Origin of the sequence: Roseateles saccharophilus (genome assembly GCF_031458095.1) — a bacterium.
GTDB classification, from domain to species: domain Bacteria; phylum Pseudomonadota; class Gammaproteobacteria; order Burkholderiales; family Burkholderiaceae_C; genus Pelomonas; species Pelomonas saccharophila_A.
On sequence record NZ_JAVDXU010000002.1, the window covers coordinates 12,907 to 26,429 of the forward strand.

14 protein-coding genes are annotated in these 13,523 nt (G+C 70.7%); 7 read left to right on the plus strand and 7 right to left on the minus strand.

The features are described 5' to 3' along the window. Positions 1–41 precede the first annotated feature (41 nt). Positions 42–1,385 (plus strand): D-alanyl-D-alanine carboxypeptidase/D-alanyl-D-alanine endopeptidase, encoded by a 1,344-nt coding sequence (gene dacB, locus J2X20_RS12640; RefSeq protein WP_310265210.1) that lies wholly within the window; start codon positions 42–44, stop codon positions 1,383–1,385. A gap of 2 nt (positions 1,386–1,387) precedes the next feature. Here the strand turns inward: dacB and J2X20_RS12645 are convergent, their stop codons facing one another. Beyond that, a complete protein-coding gene (locus tag J2X20_RS12645; RefSeq protein ID WP_310265213.1) occupies positions 1,388–1,813 on the minus strand; it encodes an SET domain-containing protein-lysine N-methyltransferase in 426 nt (141 codons plus the stop codon). 16 nt (positions 1,814–1,829) lie between these two features. Further along, positions 1,830–2,786, minus strand: a complete 957-nt coding sequence (locus tag J2X20_RS12650) for a GlxA family transcriptional regulator (protein ID WP_310265215.1) — start codon at positions 2,784–2,786, stop codon at positions 1,830–1,832. A gap of 113 nt (positions 2,787–2,899) precedes the next feature. Between J2X20_RS12650 and J2X20_RS12655 the strand changes: the two genes are divergently transcribed. The 3 genes from J2X20_RS12655 (at position 2,900) to J2X20_RS12665 (ending at position 3,950) form a co-directional block, all read left to right on the plus strand. Beyond that, the gene (locus J2X20_RS12655) at positions 2,900–3,202 is read left to right on the plus strand and encodes a putative quinol monooxygenase (protein ID WP_310265217.1); all 303 of its coding nucleotides are present in this window, start codon (positions 2,900–2,902) and stop codon (positions 3,200–3,202) included. A gap of 3 nt (positions 3,203–3,205) precedes the next feature. Continuing rightward, positions 3,206–3,652: a thioesterase family protein gene (locus tag J2X20_RS12660; RefSeq protein WP_310265220.1), complete on the plus strand. Its 447-nt coding sequence runs from the start codon at positions 3,206–3,208 to the stop codon at positions 3,650–3,652. 124 nt (positions 3,653–3,776) lie between these two features. Further along, on the plus strand, positions 3,777–3,950 hold the full coding sequence (locus J2X20_RS12665; RefSeq protein WP_310265221.1) for a hypothetical protein: 174 nt from the start codon (positions 3,777–3,779) through the stop codon (positions 3,948–3,950). Positions 3,951–3,997: 47 nt separating this feature from the next. Here the strand turns inward: J2X20_RS12665 and J2X20_RS12670 are convergent, their stop codons facing one another. Continuing rightward, entirely contained in the window at positions 3,998–4,501 is a 504-nt protein-coding gene (locus J2X20_RS12670; protein WP_310265222.1) for a GNAT family N-acetyltransferase, read from the minus strand. Positions 4,502–4,611: 110 nt separating this feature from the next. Between J2X20_RS12670 and lepB the strand changes: the two genes are divergently transcribed. Beyond that, positions 4,612–5,298, plus strand: a complete 687-nt coding sequence (gene lepB / locus J2X20_RS12675) for a signal peptidase I (RefSeq protein ID WP_310265224.1) — start codon at positions 4,612–4,614, stop codon at positions 5,296–5,298. On the opposite strand, the gene J2X20_RS12680 is transcribed toward lepB, so the two are convergent. Then, entirely contained in the window at positions 5,299–6,279 is a 981-nt protein-coding gene (locus J2X20_RS12680) for an NADPH:quinone reductase (RefSeq protein WP_310265227.1), read from the minus strand. A 184-nt stretch (positions 6,280–6,463) separates the two neighbouring features. On the opposite strand from J2X20_RS12680, the gene J2X20_RS12685 reads away from it, so the two are divergent. Beyond that, positions 6,464–6,796 (plus strand): hypothetical protein, encoded by a 333-nt coding sequence (locus J2X20_RS12685; RefSeq protein ID WP_310265229.1) that lies wholly within the window; start codon positions 6,464–6,466, stop codon positions 6,794–6,796. A 3-nt stretch (positions 6,797–6,799) separates the two neighbouring features. Here the strand turns inward: J2X20_RS12685 and J2X20_RS12690 are convergent, their stop codons facing one another. The 3 genes from J2X20_RS12690 to J2X20_RS12700 form a co-directional block, all read right to left on the minus strand. Beyond that, positions 6,800–8,095: an ABC transporter permease gene (locus tag J2X20_RS12690; RefSeq protein WP_310265232.1), complete on the minus strand. Its 1,296-nt coding sequence runs from the start codon at positions 8,093–8,095 to the stop codon at positions 6,800–6,802. Between the two features lie 3 nt (positions 8,096–8,098). Then, positions 8,099–9,025, minus strand: a complete 927-nt coding sequence (locus J2X20_RS12695; protein ID WP_310265234.1) for an ABC transporter ATP-binding protein — start codon at positions 9,023–9,025, stop codon at positions 8,099–8,101. 129 nt (positions 9,026–9,154) lie between these two features. Next, on the minus strand, positions 9,155–10,285 hold the full coding sequence (locus tag J2X20_RS12700) for an acyl-CoA dehydrogenase family protein (protein ID WP_310265235.1): 1,131 nt from the start codon (positions 10,283–10,285) through the stop codon (positions 9,155–9,157). A gap of 124 nt (positions 10,286–10,409) precedes the next feature. Here J2X20_RS12700 and J2X20_RS12705 point away from each other — a divergent pair, with 124 nt between their 5' ends. Further along, positions 10,410–13,481, plus strand: a complete 3,072-nt coding sequence (locus J2X20_RS12705) for a VIT domain-containing protein (RefSeq protein ID WP_310265237.1) — start codon at positions 10,410–10,412, stop codon at positions 13,479–13,481. Positions 13,482–13,523 lie beyond the last annotated feature (42 nt).

Consider the following 13,523-nt stretch of genomic DNA (forward strand, 5'->3'; position numbering starts at 1 on the left):
TGCGCAAACGGCTGGCGGGACTGCTTTTGGCGGGGTGGATCGTGGGAGGCCAGGCCGCCGAGCCCCTGCCGCTTTCCGTCCAGGTGGCGCTGCGCCAGGCCCAGCTGCCGGCGACGGCCCTGGGCGTCGTCGTCCAGGCCCTGGACGAGGCCAGGCCCCGCCTGGCCTGGCAGGCCGATCTGCCGCAGAACCCCGCCTCGCTGACCAAGCTCATCACCAGCATGGCAGCCCTGGACACCCTGGGGCCGGCCTGGCAATGGCAGACGCCGGTCTGGCTGACCGAGGACGGCGGCCTGGCCATCCAGGGCAGCGGCGACCCGCGCCTGTCCACCGAGAGACTCTGGGCCGGGCTGAAGCACCTGGGCGTGGCCGAACTGCGCGGTCCGCTGCGCCTGGACCGCAGCGCCTTCACGCCCGGCACGGCCGAGCCCGGCGACTTCGACCGCGAACCCTGGCGCGTCGGCAATGCCCAGCCCGAGGCCCTGCTGCTGAATGCCAAGGCGGTGAGCTACACCTTTCGCGTCGACGGCCAGACGGTCCGCGTCACGGCCGACCCGCCGCTGGACCCGCCCGTCCTCGTGCCCATGGCGGCCGGCGCCTGCGGCGACTGGCGCAGCGCGTTGAAGCTGCAATGGGCCCCGGGCCAGCGCCCACGCTTCACCGGCAGCTACCCAGCGGCCTGCGGCGAACAGACCTGGACCCTGGCCGATCCCGAACCCGCGACCTACCCCGCAAGGCTGCTGGCCCTGATGCTGCGCGAGGCCGGCATCGCCTGGCGGGGCGAGGCCATCGTCGAGGCCACCGCGCCCGCCGCCGCGCCGACCCTGCTCTGGCCTGGCCCGACGCTGGCCGAGGCCCTGCGCGACATGAACAAGGCCAGCAGCAATCTGATGGCCCAGCAGGTCCTGCTCAGCACGGCCCGCGCGGCCGGCGTGCCCGCACCTTCGCCCGACACGGCGGCCATCTGGCTGCAGGCCTGGCTGGACGCCCATGTGGGCACGACGCCGCCGAGCCGCGTCGTCAACGGCTCGGGCCTGGCGCGCGAGACGCGCATCAGCCCGACCCAGTTGGCCACGCTGCTGCATTGGGCCTGGGTCCAGCCCTGGATGCCCGAGCTGCTGGCCTCGCTGCCGGTGGCCGGGCTGGACGGCACGCTGTCACGCCAGCCCGGGCGCTTTGGTGCGGCGGCCGGGCGGGCGCATTTGAAGACAGGGTCGCTGAGAGATGTGGTGGCGCTCGCCGGCATCGTCGATGCGCCCTCGGGCAAGCGCTGGGTGCTGGTGGCGATGGTCAACCACCCGCAGGCCCAGGCCGGGCGGGGTGTGCTGGAGGCCTTGTTGAGGTGGGTGGCGCAGGATGCGCCGCCGGCCACCTCGGCGCGCTGAGTTCAGCCGTTGTAGACCTCGACGCCCATGCCGGTGAACCAGGTGTTCTGGTCCGACTCATGGCCGCCGCCGACGGCGTTGTAGTTGACGGTCAGCTCCTCATCGGCAGCAATGTCGCGGATGGCGACAAAGCGCAGCAGCCGCGACTCGGCATCGGCCTCATAGCGCATATTGGCCGGGTTCTCGTGGTTGTAGAGACTGCCATAGCCCAGGGCCAGGCAATGGGCCGTGTCGGTGCCGGCCAGCACGCCCCAGTTGAAGAGCAGCTTGCGCACCTCGCCGGGCACCGAGGCGTAGCTGCCGGTGAACAGCACCACCGGACAGGCCTCGACGGTCTCCCCCTTGGCATGGGCGCGCGAGGCATAGGCGCCGCGGCCTTTGGCGGTGCCGGTGTCCTTGATGTAGACGCTGGGGAAGGAGATGGTCATGCCCGGATTGTCGCCATCACCTCGCCCTCAGCTCCTTCACCCCCCGCCCCAGCTTTCGCCTGAGCAAGGCCCTCAGGGTCACCGCATCCGCATAGCCCACCTGGGCCGCGATCGCCTCAACGTCGCTGCGGCTGGTCTGCAGCAGGTGGACGGCGTGCTGCACACGCAGGTCCTGCACATAGGCGAGCGGCGACTTGCCGAGCACGGCTTCCAGGCGCCGCTGCAAGGTGCGTGGGCTGGTCGCGAGCGCATCCGCGGCGGCGGCGAGTGAAAAGCCTTGGGCCAGGTGCTCGCGCGCCCAGCGCTCGAAACGGCCCACCAGCGGGTCGCTGTGAGCGAGGTGGTCGGGGATGACATAGGGCGCCTGCGAGGGCCGCGGATCGACGATGAGGTAGCGGGCCGTCACGGCCGCCAGCTCGGGGCTGGCCTGGCGCACCAGCCACAGCGCCAGGTCCATATGGGCGATGGCCGCGCCGGTCGTCACGAAATCCCCCGAGGCCACCAGCATGCGCGACTCGTCCAGGCGCACGGCCGGATAGCGCTCGCGGAACAGCGGGCCCAGCCACCACGAGACGGTGGCCTCATGGCCGTCCAGCAGGCCCGACTCGGCCAGCACAAAGCCGCCGATGCAGGCCGCCGCGATGCGCGTGCAGGCGGCGTGGCGATCGCGCAGATGGGCCGCGGCATCGCGCACCTCGCGGGTGGCGAGGGCGGCCACCAAGGCCGGCGGCATCTTGGTGCCGATGGCGGGCAGCACCAGCCAGTCGGCCGCACGCCCGTCGGCCGCCTGCACGGGCACCTGCAGGCCCAGGGCCGTCTGCACACGCCGGCGCAGGCCGACGACGCGCACGTCGAAGGGCGGCGCCGGCCAGCCCTGGGCGGCCGCGAGTTCATTGGCGGTGGCCAGGGTGTCGAGCACGGCGGCCAGGCCGGTGTCGAAGACACCGCCCAGGGCCAGGACGTCCATTTTCATGATGGCGCGAACGATATCAAAGTTGTCGTTCACGACGATAGCTCCAGAGACGGCCCCTGCCTAGAGTGCGCAACGTCGATTCCACGACATCAACCGCTCTCAAGGAGTTCCTCATGATCAAGCTCGCCCTGTTCGTCCGCCTCGAAGCCCTGCCCGGCAAGGCCGCTGAGGCCCAGGACTTCCTGCACGCTGCCCTCGCCATGGCCAACGACGAGGCGACGACGCCGATCTGGTTCGCGCTCAAGCTGTCGCCGACGACGTTTGGCGTCTTCGACGCTTTCCACGACGAGGCCGGCCGCCAGCGCCACCTCAGCGGCCCCATCGCCCAGGCCCTGATGAGCAAGGGCCAGGAGCTGTTCACCTTCCCGCTCAACATCGAGCCCATTGAAGTCCTCGGCTTGAAGAACGCGGGCTGAGCGATGTACAGCAAACCCTTCATCGCCGGCTGGGGCGACATGGACAGCAACGCCCATATGCGCAACACCGCCTTCCTGGACCGGGCGGCGGATGTGCGCATGATGTTCTTCGCCGACAGCGGCTTCGAGATGAAGGCGTTTGCCGAGCGGCGCCTGGGGCCGGTCATCGCCAGGGACGAGATCACCTACTTTCGCGAGATCGGCCTGCTGCAGCCCATCACGGTGACGCTGCAATTGGCCGGCCTGGCGGCGGACGGCTCGCGCTTTCTGATGCGCAACGACATCCTCGGGCCCACGGGCAAGCTGTGCGCCCGCATCGACAGCAGCGGCGGCTGGCTGGATCTGGCGACGCGCAAGCTCGTCGCGCCGCCGGCCGAGTTGCTCGCGGCCCTGGCGACGCTGGCGCGCAGCGAGGACTTTGCCGAGCTGCCGTCCAGCCTCAAGACCTAGAGCAGGCTGACGGTAGGAAGCCACCTACGGCCGGCTCCAACAGCGTCCGACCGTTGACGGCAGGCTGGCTCACCAGAATGGCTTGACGAGATGGAGCGCCGCTCCATCACCGACAGGAGGTCTCATGTCATTCCTGCTCTATATCGTCGGCTTGGCCGTGCTGCTGGGCGGCATCGCCTGGGCATTGATCACCGCCGGCCTGGCCACCACCTATGTCGCCATCGCCTGCCTCATCGTCGCCGGCGTCGGCATCATGATGGCCGTGGCGCGCACACGCTCCAAGGATCCGCCGGCCTGAACTACCCGCTGGAGCGTGCACCGCCGCGCGGTCGCGGCACGCACGCCTCAGCGCCGCTCGGTGCGGCGGCGGCAGCGCATCAGCAGCGCCGGGCCGTCGGGCGTCAGCACCTCGCCCACCGCCTCGAACCCCGCCGCGGCATAGCAGCGGATGGCGCGCGGGTTGTCGGGCGAAGGATCGGTCTGCACGAAGCTGACCGTCGAATCTTCGAACAGGCGCGCGACAAAGGCCTGCACCATCGCCCGGCCCAGGCCCCGGTTCAGCTGCCCGGGATGGGCCAGGAACTGGTCGACGCCGCGCGCGCCGGGGTCGGTTTCGTCCTCCCACCAGCCGTCGCCCGAGCCCATGACCACATAGCACTGCACAAAGCCGATGGCCTCGCCATCCAAGCGGGCGATGAAGGCACGCGTCGTGCCTCCGGACAGAAAGTCCTCGCGCAGTTCGTCGACCGAATCGGCCGGCCCCCACCATTGCGCGACGTGGGGACGGCCCAGCCACTCGTGCAACATCGGCAGATCGGCTTCGGCCAATGGCGTGAACTCCATGGGCATGTCGCTTTGTACCTGCCATTCACACGGCGCCGCCGCAACCCAGCCGGCCCAGCCAGCCGTTCGCCCATTCACCACCCCCGAGACGGCGCCTGGGCCCGAGCATGGCGGCCATGGACATCCGACGCAGCCTCCGCGACAACCGCGGCTTCATCCTCTTCCTGCTCAGCTTCGCCCTGTTCCGCACGGCGGTGGCCGACTGGAACCCCATCCCCTCGGGCTCGATGCGGCCGACGCTGCTGGAAGGCGACGTCGTCCTCGTCAACCGCCTGGCCTACGACCTCAAGCTGCCGTTGACCGACGTCGTGTTGCTGCCCCTGGGCGAGCCGCAGCGCGGCGACGTTGTCACGCTGAGCTCGCCGGCCGGCGGCACGCGGCTGATCAAGCGCATCGTCGGCCTGCCGGGCGACCGCGTCGCCATGCGCGATGACGTGCTGATCCTGAACGGCCAGCCGCTGGCCTATACCGAACGCCAGACGCGCGGCGAGAGCGTGGCGCCGGGCTGGGTCGTCGATGCCGTCCGCGCCACCGAGAACCTGGGCGGCCGCGAGCACACCGTCCAGCTGCTGCCAGCCCTGCGCGCTCGGCGCGACTTCGCCGAGATCACGGTGCCCGCGGGCCAGTATTTCCTGCTCGGCGACAACCGCGACAACAGCGAGGACTCGCGCTTCATCGGCACGGTGCCGCGCGGGAAGCTGATAGGCCGCGCCCACCATGTGCTGGTCTCGGCCGACTGGCTGGGCGAGGACGGCTGGCGCATGGCGCCGCGGCTGGAGCGCTGGGTGTCGGCGATCCGCTAGCTAGCCGATATCGACGACGACATTGCCGATCAGCGCACCGCCCTCCACGGCTTCATGCGCGGCGGCGATGTCGTCCAGCGGCCAGCGGCCGGCGACGGTGTGCATGAGTCGACCTGCGGCGATCAGGCCCGTCAGCCCCTCGATCGCCGCGCGCCGGTCGGCCGTATTGAGGTCGTAGACAAGGAAAAAGAGCAGGCTGACGGAGCCGAACAGCAAGGGGCGGTAGGGCAGCGATGTATCCCCATAGGCATTGGAGCCATAGCTGACCAGCACGCCATGCGGGGCGAGCAGCCCTTCGCCCAGCCAGGTCGACGTGGTCGAGAAGTCCATGTCGATGACAGCATCGACGCCGCGGCCATCTGTCAGTTCCCTGACCCGCTGCATGACCGGCTCGCGCTTGTAATCGATCACGGCCTCGACGCCCGCAGCCCGTGCATGAGCTGCCTTGGGCGGCGAACCAGCCGTCCCCAACACGCGGGCACCGCCCTGCACGGCCAGCTGGGCCGCGTAATGCCCGACGGCCGACGCCGCGCCGATGACGAGCACCGTCCTGCCGTGCAAGCCACCCAGGCGCTGCACGGCATGCCAGGCCGTCATGGCCGGAATGCCCAGGCAGGCAGCGGCAGCGAAGTCGACACCGTCGGGCAAGGCCACGGCCTGGGCTTGCGGCAAGGCGATGGACTCCGCCGCCGTGCCCAGCGGCCGCTGCCACTGGCCGTTCCAGATCCAGACGCGCTCGCCGACACGCTGCTCGCTGACGCCAGGGCCCACCGCGTCGACGACGCCCGCGCCGTCGCTGTGCGGCACGATGAGGGGTGCGCCAAGCGGCCGGGCGCGCCGGGACTTCACGTCCGACGGATTGACGCCCGAGACCGCAAGCCGCACGCGCACTTCACCCGGTCCTGGGGTGGGCGTCGGCAGCTCGCCGACGATCAACACATCGCGAGCCTCGCCATTGCGGGAGTACCAGGCAGCGCGCATCTCCATCTCCGCGAAAGCATGCCGCCGATGATGAAACCGGGCCGGCCATCGCGTCAACGCCGCCTGGCAGGGCGTGATCAAGACCACATCTTTGAGCCTGCCGTCGATTCGCACGCCGCGCGGGCTGCAAAAACCGGTGTTTTTCGGCACGCCGCCACCGCGAGTCGGTTCTATCTTCACGGCCATGTCACGCCGCCACCGCCGCCCCCTGCCACTGCCCAGCTTCGGCCCGCGCCGCATCAGCCTGGCTGAGGGCTCGACGCGGCTGGTCATCGACGAGCATTGGACGCCGGAGGACCGGCCGGTGCAGGCCGAATTGCAGCTGCTGGAGCGCTTTTCCGCACTGATGGCCGCCCAGGGCTGGCCGGCCCACGTCTCCCGCATGGCCTATGACCGCATCTACGCCGGCGAGCGCTTCGGCTTTGCCAAGCGCGTCGGCCGCGGCGAGCTGCCGGGCCTGGCCCGTGAGCTGATCGCCTGCTGGCGAGCCAGCCGCAGTCAGCCCGTCGCAGGCTGAGCCTCACTCCTCCCAGCGGAAGCGCCAGATCGCAATCAGCGCGAAAGCAGCGCTGAAGGCCAGCATCACGCCGCTCGGCAGCAAGGCCTCGGCGAAGGGCTGGCCGCGCCAGGTCATCGCATCCAGCGCATCCACGGCCCAGCGCGTCGGCACGGCAAGCGACACCGTCTGCAGCCATTCCGGGAAGATGAAGGCCGGCACCCAGGCGCCGCCCAGCATGACCATCAAGAGCGTGGCCAGGATGGCCAGGCCGCGCGTGGCTTCCGGCGTGCGGCCCAGGGCCGCGATGAGCAGGCCAAAGCTGGCCGTCAGCAGCGCGAAGCAGGCCAGCACCAGGGCGAAGCCGGCCGGGCTGCCCAGCACGCGCACGCCGAAGAAGGCAATGGCCACGACGTAGATGACGGCGAAGACGATCAGCGAGATCAGCGCGCTGGCCGCGATGCGGCTGCCCAGCAGCTGGGCGCGCGACAGCGGCGCCGCACGCAGCCGCTTCCACAGGCCCAGGCGGCGCATCAGCAGCAGGCCCATGCCCATCTCGACGCCGCTCATCAGGATGAACTGCACGCCCATGCCGGCGAAGGAATGGGCATAGCTGTTGTAGGCCACCGGCGCCGCGTTGGCGCTGGACTGCAGGGCCTCGACCTCACGCGTCGTGTAGGGCATGGACAGGCCTGCGGCCGCGGGCGCCGAGGCATCCCCCTGAGGCTGGGTGGCTTCGCGTTTTTGCACGGCGCCGATGCTGTCGAACATGCGCAGGAGTTCGGCACGGCGCTCGGCGTCCAGGCCCTGCGATTTCTCGACCTGCTGCTTCAGATCCGCCAACACGGGGCTGTCGGCGCTGAAGGTGGTGCGGCTGACCTCCTGCATCAGGGTCTGAGCGAGCAGGCCGCGCACGACGGCCAGGGCACTGGCCTGCGAGGGGTCGTAGTGCAGCACGATCTCGGGCTTGGGCACGCCGCCGAACATCGCACCCGCGGCCTGCTGGCCCAGGCCCTGCGGCAGGATGGCCACGGCGCGCAGCTTGCCGGCACGCACCTGGGCCACCGCGTCGGCCTCGTCGGTGACGGTGGTCTTCAGGGCGGACTCGGCCTGCAGGGCCGCGACGACACGCTGAGACAGCGGGCTGTGGTCCAGGTCGACGACACCGACGGCGATGCCGGCCATCTTGCTGTTGCTGCCGAACAGGCTGCCGAAGAAGGCGGCGATGAGGATGGGCGCGACGATGCTCATCAGCACGGCGCGGCGGTTGGAGAAGTGCAGCTTGATTTCTGCACGGACGAGGGCGAGCAAGGCTTGCATGGATCAGTCCCGCAGTTGACGGCCGGTGAGAGACAGGAAAACGTCTTCGAGGGTGGCGCGCGCCGAGGCGAGGCCGCGCACGGCGACGCCGCGCTGGGCCAATGCCGCGAGCAGGGGGCCGGTGTCGCGGCCGATGTCGGCAAGGCGGGCATCCAGCCGCTGGCCCGCACGCGTCACGCCGGCCAGACCCTGCAGCGCCGCATCGTCGGGTTCGCCTTCGATCTCGATGTGCAGGATCTGCGAGGCCGGCAGCAGCGCGAACAGCTGGGCCTGGGTGCCGCTGGCGACGACGCGGCCATGGTCGATGACGACGATGCGGTCGGCCAGGCGCTCGGCCTCCTCCATGTAGTGGGTCGTGTAGATCAGGGCCTTGCCGGCGGCCTTGAGCATCTCCAGGTTGTCGAAGATGGCGTTGCGGCTTTGCGGGTCGACGCCGGCAGTCGGCTCGTCGAGCAGGAGAACCTCGGGGTCATGGATGAGGGCGCAGGCGATGTTCAGGCGCCGCTTCATGCCGCCGGAGAAGGTCGAAGGCCTGTCCTTGGCACGGTCGCTCAGGCCCACCATGGCCAGCACTTCGTCCGTGCGGCGCTTCAGCACCTCGGGCGCCATGCCGTAGAGATTGCCGAAGAGCTCGACATTCATGCGCGCCGGCAGCTCTTCGTAAAGCGCGATGTCCTGGGGCACCAGGCCGATGCGGCGCTTGTAGCCGGCCTCGTCCGAGGCCAGGCTGACGCCGCCCGACAGGGTCACGGCGCCGGCGTCGGGCACCGTCAGGCCGCAGATCATGCCGACGGTGGTCGACTTGCCCGCGCCGTTGGGGCCCAGCAGTCCCAGCACCTCGCCCGGTCGCAGCGCGAGGCTGACCTCGTGCACGGCCGTCCTGTCGCCATAGGCCTTGCGCAGGCCACTCGCCACCAGCACCTCGTCCATCCGCCGCTCCCAGGCTATGAGTTGGGCGGCATCCTAGGGCGAAGGGCGGCGGGCAGGCTCAGGGATTGCGACGGATGGCGAGCGCGCATCGCCAACGGCAACCAGCGGGCGTGAACGGCGGCCTGGGCCTCAAGCCAGCGCCCGCCCGATCAGGATCTTCTGCACCTCGCTCGTGCCCTCGTAGATCTGCGTGACGCGCACGTCGCGGTAGATGCGCTCGACGGGGAAGTCGCTGAGATAGCCATAGCCGCCGTGGATCTGGATGGCCTCGGAGCAGACCTTTTCGGCCATCTCGCTGGCGAACAGCTTGGCCATGGCGGCTTCTTTCAGGCAGGGCCGGCCGGCGTCCTTGAGGCTGGCGGCATGCCAGATCAACTGACGCGCGGCCTCGATCTGCATGGCCATCTCGGCCAGCTTGAATTGGATGGCCTGGTGGTTGAAGATGGGCTGGCCGAAGGTGACGCGGTCCTTGCTGTAGCGCAGCGCCGCCTCGAAGGCCGCACGCGCCATGCCGACCGACTGCGACGCGATGCCGATGCGCCCGCCCTCCAGGCCCGACAGCGCGATCTTCAGGCCCTGGCCTTCTTCGCCGAGGCGGTTGGCGGCCGGCACGCGGCAGTTCTCGAACAGGATCTGGGCCGTGTCGCTGCTGTGCTGGCCCATCTTCTCCTCGATGCGCGCGACGGTGTAGCCCGGCGCGCTCGTCGGCACGACGAAGGCGCTGATGCCCTTCTTGCCGGCGGCCTTGTCGGTCACCGCCATGACGATGGCGACGTCGCCCTGCTTGCCGCTGGTGATGAACTGCTTGACGCCGTTGAGCACATAGTCGTCGCCATCCCGGATGGCGGTCGTGCGCAGGCCCCCGGCCTCGGAGCCGACATGGGGCTCGGTGAGGCAGAAAGCGCCCAGCATGTCGCCGCGCGCCAGCGGCTTCAGGAAGCGCTCCTTCTGCTCGTCGTTGGCGAAGCCCATCAGGATGGAGCAGACCGGGCAGTTGTTGACGCTGACCACGGTGCTGGTGCCGCCGTCACCGGCCGCGATCTCTTCCAGGATGACGGCCAGGGCCAGGTAGTCCAGGCCGGCGCCGTCCCATTCGGTGGGCACGGCGACGCCGTAGCAGCCCAGGGCAGCCAGGCCCTTCAACTGCTCGGCCGGAAAGTGGTGGTTCTTGTCCCAGGCCGCGGCATGGGGGGCGATCTCGGCCTGCACGAAGGCGCGGATGGCGTCCTGTACGGCGAGGTGGTCTTCGGGGAGGAGCATGGGTGGCGCTTTCCGACAACGTTGGGGGATGGCGCTATTGTCGACTTGGGCGTTTGCAGCGGCGTTCACCCTGTTTTGCCCCGGCCCCCGTAGAAGCAGGAGCCACTCGTCCCGGAGTTCCTTCATGCCGTCTGCCACGACGCTTCGCTCGCTGCTCGCCCTGCTGACGCTGGCGGCCTCGGCCACCTTCGCGCTCAGCCCGCCGCCACCGCCCGTCAAGCCGCCACCGCCGATAGCGCCGCCCATGCCGCGCTTCATCGTGCCCGACGCCGGCCAGCCGCTGACGCTGCAGCGCGTGCAGGTGCAGGCCACGCTGGCCGGCGCCCAGGCGCAGACGCGCCTCGAGCTGGTCGTGCGCAACCCCAACCCGCGCCAGCTGGAGGCCACGCTGGAGTTCCCGCTGGACGCGGGCCAGAGCGTCGTCGGCTTCGCGCTGGACATCCGCGGCGAGATGGTCGCCGCGGTGCCCGTGCCCAAGGACAAGGGCCGCCAGGTGTTCGACGACATCTCGCGCCGCCGTGTCGACCCGGCCCTGCTGGAGCGCACCGCCGGCAACAACTTCAAGCTGCGCATCTACCCCGTGCCGCCCAACGGCGAGCGGCGCGTCATGCTGCAGCTGGCCGAGACCTTGCAGCCCAACGCCCACGGCCGCCTGCAGTACCGCCTGCCGCTGAACTTCGGCCAGCCCATGGCCCAGTTCGAAGGCCGCTTCGACCTGCGCGGCGGCACCCGCATCCTGCCCGCTGGCGCCCTGGCCGGCGTGGAGACCTTTGCGCGCGGCGACCAGACCTCGATGCAGCTGCAGCGCCGCGACTGGCAGCCCCGCGAGGCCCTGGCCCTGAGTTGGGCGGGCAGTGGTGGCGACAACGTCGTCGTGCAGGAGCATCTCGGCCAGGTCTATGCCTATGCCGAACTCGCCGCCGCCGAGGGCGCGCGCGGACCGGCCCGCCTGCCGCGTGAGCTCAACCTCGTCTGGGATGCGTCGGGCTCCGGCGCTGAGCGGGACCATGCGCGCGAACTCGCCCTGCTTGATGCCCTCTTCTCCGCCGCCCGCGACGTGCGCGTGCACCTGACCGTGGCACGCGACGCCGCCGAGCAGGAACGCGTCTTCGACGTGCGCGGTGGCGACTGGCAGGCCCTGCGCCGCACCCTGCAGCAGCTGCCCTATGACGGCGCCAGCAGTCCGGCCACCTGGTATGCCGGCCTGGCCGCCGCGCCCTCCGGCAGCGGCACGATGAGCCTGCTGTTCAGCGACGGCCTGGCCACCTGGCCGGACCTCGGCGGCCAGCCGCCCGCCGGCCCCGTGTTCACGGTGAATGCCGCCAGCCGGGCCGACCTGCCAAGGCTGCGCCGCCTCGCCGAGACCAGCGGCGCACGCCTGCTGGACCTGACCCGCATGGACACGGCGTCCGCCTTCACCGCGCTGACAAGGCCGGGCCTGCAGGTGGTCGACGTCAAGGGCGATGGTGTCGAGGGCATCGAGGACGTCGTCATCGAATCCCTGCACCCCGAGAACGGCCGCCTCGCCATCGCCGCCCGCCTGACGGTGGTCACGGGCCGCCTCCTCGTCACGCTCACCGACGGCCAGGGGCGGCGCAGCCAGCGCCGCATCGAGCTCAGGGCACCGACCGAGAGTCCTGCGTCCGACGAGGCCACGCTGCCGCTGGCGGCGCGGCGCTGGGCCGAACTGCGCGTGGCCGAGCTGTCGGCCGAGCAGCAGCGCAACCGTGCCCAGATCCGCCGCCTGGGTGAGCAGTTCCGCCTGCTCAGCGCCGAGACCTCGCTGATCGTCCTGGATGAGCTGGCCGACTATGTGCGCTACGAGATCGTGCCGCCGACGGCCGCCATGCGCGCGACCTACCAGCAGATGCTGGCCCAGCGTGGCGCCTCCCGCCAGGCCGACCGCGAACGCCATGTCGACGGCCTGGTGCAGCGCTTCAAGCAGCGCGAGGCCTGGTGGGCCAAGACCTTCCCGCTGGAGGCCCCGCCGGTCGCCGAGGCCAGGCCGACCGCGCCGCTGCCTCCGGTGGCCCCTGCACCGGTCCGCCCGTCGATCGCGGTGCCGTCGCAAGCCGCCAAGGCGGCCGCCGATGTCGCCCGGCCCGCGCCTATCGCCCCGCCGCCGGCGCCTGCCGAGATGCGCATGGCCGCGCCCCCCGCGCCGGCGCCCGCCATGGCCAGCATGGCGGCACCGGCGCTCGAATCGGTGGCCGTGACCGGATCCCGCCGCGCCCGCGAAGAGGATGCCGGGACCGCGGCCTCGCCCGCGGCCGCCAGCATCGCCCTGCGCGCCTGGGAGCCCAACGCCGCCTATGTGCGCCGGCTGCGCGAAGCCAGCGACGGCGAGCGCTATGCCGTCTACCTGGACGAGAGGCCCGGTTATCTGTCCAGCACCGCCTTCTTCATCGACGCGGCCGAGATCTTCTTCGCCAAGGGCCAGCAGGCGCTGGCTCTGCGCGTGCTGTCCAACCTCGCCGAGATGGAGCTGGAGAACCGCCACATCCTGCGCATCCTGGCCTATCGCCTGCTGCAGGCCGACCAGGTCGCGCTGGCCGTGCCGCTGCTGGAGCGCGTGCGCGAACTCGCCCCAGATGAGCCCCAATCCTCGCGCGACCTGGCCCTCGCCCTGGCGCCCACCCAGCCCCAGCGCGCCGTGGACCTGCTGTGGGATGTGGCCAGCCGGCCCTGGGACGGTCGCTTTGCCGACATCGACCTGATCGCGCTGACCGAACTCAATGCCCTGGCTGCGCGCACGCCCCGGCTGAATCTGTCCCGCGTCGACGCCCGGCTGCGCCGCAACCTGCCGCTGGACCTGCGCGCGGTGCTGACCTGGGATGCCGACAACACCGACATCGACCTCTGGGTGACCGACCCCGACGGCGAGAAGGCCTATTACGCCCATCGCCTGACCCGCCAGGGCGGCGCGATGTCGCGCGACTTCACCGGCGGCTACGGCCCCGAGGAGTTCTCGCTGCGCCGCGCCAAGCCGGGCCGCTACGAGGTGCGCGCCCAGTTCTATGGCCACAACCAGCAGCTGGTGTCACCCTACACGACGCTGATGCTGTGGTTGTCCACCGGCTTTGGCACCGCGGCCCAGAAGGACGAACGCAGCGTGCTGCGCCTGTCCGGCCGCGGCGACCAGGTGCTGGTGGGCAGTTTCGAGGTGGAGGCGCCGGCCGCCGGTGCGTCGAAGTAACGCCAGGATTGCCTGGACTCCCGGGCGAGACCGAAAGGAACG